This is a genomic window from Candidatus Polarisedimenticolaceae bacterium (assembly GCA_036376135.1).
In the GTDB taxonomy this organism is placed as follows: domain Bacteria; phylum Acidobacteriota; class Polarisedimenticolia; order Polarisedimenticolales; family DASRJG01; genus DASVAW01.
On sequence record DASVAW010000169.1, the window covers coordinates 1 to 4,024 of the forward strand.

Annotated in this window: 5 protein-coding genes; all 5 read right to left on the bottom strand. The window is 69.1% G+C overall.

Translation table 11 applies throughout. The features are described from left to right. Positions 1-554 (bottom strand): DUF3011 domain-containing protein (locus tag VF139_18860; protein ID HEX6853464.1); only part of this gene is annotated, 554 nt, incomplete at its 3' end. 8 nt (positions 555-562) lie between these two features. Continuing rightward, positions 563-952 carry a response regulator transcription factor gene (locus VF139_18865; protein HEX6853465.1) on the bottom strand — a complete coding sequence of 130 codons (390 nt, stop codon included), beginning with the start codon at positions 950-952 and terminating at the stop codon, positions 563-565. Positions 953-1,041: 89 nt separating this feature from the next. Further along, a complete protein-coding gene (locus tag VF139_18870; protein ID HEX6853466.1) occupies positions 1,042-1,674 on the bottom strand; it encodes a response regulator transcription factor in 633 nt (210 codons plus the stop codon). After that, positions 1,671-3,434: a sensor histidine kinase gene (locus tag VF139_18875; GenBank protein HEX6853467.1), complete on the bottom strand. Its 1,764-nt coding sequence runs from the start codon at positions 3,432-3,434 to the stop codon at positions 1,671-1,673. Before VF139_18875 ends, VF139_18870 begins: the two co-directional genes overlap by 4 nt. Further along, the coding region (locus VF139_18880) for a DcaP family trimeric outer membrane transporter (GenBank protein HEX6853468.1) at positions 3,431-4,024 on the bottom strand (594 nt) is incomplete at its 5' end. The genes VF139_18880 and VF139_18875, both read right to left, overlap by 4 nt.

Consider the following 4,024-nt stretch of genomic DNA (forward strand, 5'->3'; position numbering starts at 1 on the left):
GGATCCCCCTGCGAGGGGTTCGAGGACCAGACGTAGAGGTAGTAACGCATCTTCGGGTTGAGGAACCAACCGGTGAAGGGAAGGAAGAACTTGTTGAGCTGGACGTCCTCGCGCTGCGGAACGGTCTTGAGATTGCCGAAGAAATCGGTGTAGCTCGCGTCCAGCCCCTTCTGGTTCAGGTACCGCACGTAGCTGAACAGGCGCATGTAGATCTGGCCGTTCTCGCCCTCGTAGAGGAGGAACCCGGCGTTCGGTACGTATTCGGGGGTCTTGGCTGCGACCTCGGCCGGCGCCGCGGGCCCGGGAGCGGTGGCACCGGTCACGAACTCGGCACTGCAGCCGTCGGAGACCCAGACGCCTTCGTCGTCGTATCCCCACGTCTTGCCGAGCAGGCACGCGGCGGTACCCGTCGAATGGAGGAGCGCGACCCCCGCGGAGGTGTCCGCGGGGCACCGGTTGCGCCCCCCGGCCTCCGACGTGCAGACGACGCTCGCGGAGGCTCCCGCGGCGGGAGCGGCAGTCAGCGCGCCGATCAGGATCATCGCGACGATCATCGGACTCCTCATGCCGGGTAACGCCGCCCCGCGAGGACGGTCTCGACGGCGGGCAGCAATTCTGTTGCGATGGCCCTCTTGACGACGAAGCCGCTCGCCCCCGCCGCGAGCGTCGCCTGCCTCACGCTGGGCTCGTCGTGGACGCTCAGGACGATGACCTTGAGCCCGGGGCACCGCGCATGGAGCCGGGTGAGCCACGCGAGGCGCTCCCCGGGGCTGAGCGTCAGCTCCACGATGGCGAGCGCCGGGTCGAGCCTGGAAGCGCTCTCGCCGAGCGAAGCCTCGTCCGCGACCGTCACCACCACGTCGAACATCGTCTCCAGCAGTCCGCGCACGCCCTCCGCCACTCCGTAGTGACGGTCGGCGAGCACCACACATCCCGCGTTTTTCGTGGTCATGGAGAACCGGCCGCAGCGTAGGACAGGAGCGCGGCGAGAGGACCTCGTAAGACTACTGAGCGGGTGCCGGGGGATCTACGGGCGGGAGCTCAGATACGGACGATCCCGAGCTTGATCGCGAAGGTGACGAGCTCGGCGCTCGTGTGGAAACCCCACGCCTCCATCATCTGGTACTTGTGGGATTCGACGGTCCGTGTCGAGATCGAGAGGATCGCGGCGATCTCCTTGGCGGACCTTCCTTCGGCGAGGAGCTCGAGGATCTCCCGCTGGCGCGGGGTCACCGCGGCGGCCGGGCCCGACTCCCCCCCCTTCGGGTGTCGCATCAGCGGCCCGACGAGGGTGGGCGTGATGAAGACGTCCCCGGCGAGCGCGGCGCGAATCGCGAGGATCAGCTCGACGGGAGCGGAGTGCTTGAGCACGTATCCCGCCGCACCGAGCTGCAGCGCGCGCCGGGCGTACGCGACCTCGGGGTGCATCGTGAGGAAGACGACCTTCGTCCCCGGATGATCGCGGTTGAGCCGTTCCAGCGCGTCGAGCCCCCCGAGCCCCGGCATCGAGATGTCGGCGACCACCACGTCCGGCTTCAGCTCTCCCACCGCCGAGACCAGCGCGAGGCCGTCCTCCACGATCCCGACGAGCTCGAAATCGGCGCTCAGAAGCGTCCGGAGCCCCTCCGCCACGATGCGGTGGTCGTCGGCGAGCAGCACTCTCGGCCGGCTCATGCGTGTTTCTCCGCGAGCGGAACCCAGGCGTCGACGGTCGTGCCCATGCCGGGCACGCTCGCCACCGTGAAGGCCCCCCCCGCCATCCGCACCCGCTCCCGCATCGACGCGAGGCCGAGCGTCCGGTGACGCCCCTCGGGAGGAGCCCCGAAACCGATTCCGTCGTCGCTCACGGTCAGCCGGATGCCGCGCCGCTCGCCGCTCAGCTGGACTCGGACCGTGCGCGCCCGCGCATGACGCACGACGTTCCGCAGCGCCTCCTGCGCGACGCGGAAGAGGCAGCGCGCCGGGGCGCTGGGCGTACGGTCGGGGAGGTTCGTCACATCGACCTCGATCGTGACGGCCCACTGGCTGGCGACACGGTCGACCTCCGCCTGGATCGCGTCCGCCAGGCCCAGATCGTCGAGCAACGACGGGTGGAGGTTGTACGACAACACGTGGACGTGTTCGCTCAGCCGGACGAGCCCCGCGCGAAGGTCGCGCAGGGTGGCCGCTTCGGGGCCGTCCTTGAACGCCGGGCTCATCTCCATGCGTCCCGCGTCGATCGCGAGTCGGGCGATCTGCTGGGTCACGTCGTCGTGCAGCTCGCGGGCGAGGCGAGCCCTCTCCTCTTCCTGCGCCGCGACGAGCCTCCCGCTCACGTCGCGGATCTCCGCTTCCGCGCGGCGCACGCGCACGCGGCTGCTGAACAACCAGACGATGAGCGCGCCCTGGCCGACGCAGAACGCCGCCACCGCCAGGATCCGGCCCCAGTAGAGCTCCCAAAGGGTGGGTTTCTCGAAGCGGATCTCGCTGCCGGGAAGCAGACGGGAGCGGGGAATGTCCCAGCGGGCGAGCTCCGAGGCATCGAAGACGATCCGGTGCGCGGTGGCCGGCTCCAGGCGGAAGCGCGAGGGGGGCTCTCCGTCCAGGATCTTCCCGGCGACGAGGGCGGAGATCCTCGCGAGCTCGTCGACCGAGATGACCGGGCCCCCGACGACCCCCTTTCCGAGCTGGTACTCCCACAACCCGAAGATCGGGGCCCTGGAGACCGCGCGAATCGCCGCGAGCCCACGCTCGCCCCCGTAGGGCACACCCGCGGCGTCCTGGAGCAGGAGGGCGTAGACGATCGCGGTCCCCGGAGCCGCCGCCTCGGCCCGATCGAGGATCCGGTCGAGCGGCTCGGTATCCAGGTAGGTGATGCGCACCCGGTCTTCGAACGAGCGCAACTCGCTGCGGAACGTCTCGAGCCAGAACTTCTCGAGCGGGGAGTTCCCCAGCACGACCAGGATCTCCTTCGTCTCCGGCAGCACTCGGAGGACGTTCTGGACGTTGGCGAACAGATCGACGTGCACCGGGACGACGGCATCGCGCTCGGTGACGGTGCCCGCGCTCAGGTGCCGCGCGTCCGTCGCCGCGATCAGCATCGGCGTGTTCGCGAACAGCTGCCGTCGGTGCCGCTGCACGAAGCGCGCCGCCGGCCCGCCGATCGACACCACCAGGTCGAAGGGGTGTCCCGCGTCGAACGTGGCGAGATAATCCGCGAAATGGACCTCGGAGTGCTCCCCGCCGATGGCCGTCATTCCCAGCGAGATCTCGTGGAACTCGACCCGGTCCGAGCGGAGCGTCGCGAGCTCGGTCTGGAAGATCCGCGAGAAGGCGGCGTGCGCCTCGACGTCTCGTCCGAACGAGTGCAGGACGAGCACGCGCTGCGTCGACGCGGCGGCCCCCGACCCCGCCAGGAGGGCCAGGATCGCGACGACGATGCGCGCGCCGATCAAAACCGGAAGATCCCCACGACTTGGACCTGGCTGGACTTTCCGCGGTTCCCGTTCTTGTTGGTCCGGGTCCCGTAGACGTATTCGATGCCGAAGTTGATCCGCTCGATCGGCGAGAAGACGAGGTTGGCGGACCATCGGTTCGTGCGATGGTAGGCGTCGTCGGGCTGGAACGTCAGGTTGTCGACCTCGACGTAGCTCCAGATGACCGACGAGCGCAGCTTCATCACGCGCGTGGTCTCCCACCGTTTCCACTGGTGCTCGAAGTCGATGTACCCGCCCGTGACGCGCAGGGGCTCGAGCCGGCCGGTGGCGTCGTCGAAGACGGCGTCCTGACCGCCGAGCGAGTTCAGGTCGTTGACGTAGCGCGCGTTTCCCTTCCCGACGTTGATCTGGAAGATCAGACGGTCGGTGAGATCGAAGTAGTGGAACGGCACGACGCCGGAGACGCTCGCGCCCCAGGCGAACGTCGACTGCCGCACGGCCGGGTCGAGCGCCCACTCGCCCCGGATCTGGCGGAGCACGCCCGCGACCTGCAGGTGACCGATGTCCTTGACCTTCCAGACGGCGCGCCCGACGAGGTCGGGAATCAG

Bases quoted from the DNA above. Each gene is read 5' to 3' on its own strand.
- VF139_18865 (HEX6853465.1), bottom strand. From the start codon at position 952: ATGACCACGAAAAACGCGGGATGTGTGGTGCTCGCCGACCGTCACTAC.
- VF139_18870 (HEX6853466.1), bottom strand. From the start codon at position 1,674: ATGAGCCGGCCGAGAGTGCTGCTCGCCGACGACCACCGCATCGTGGCG.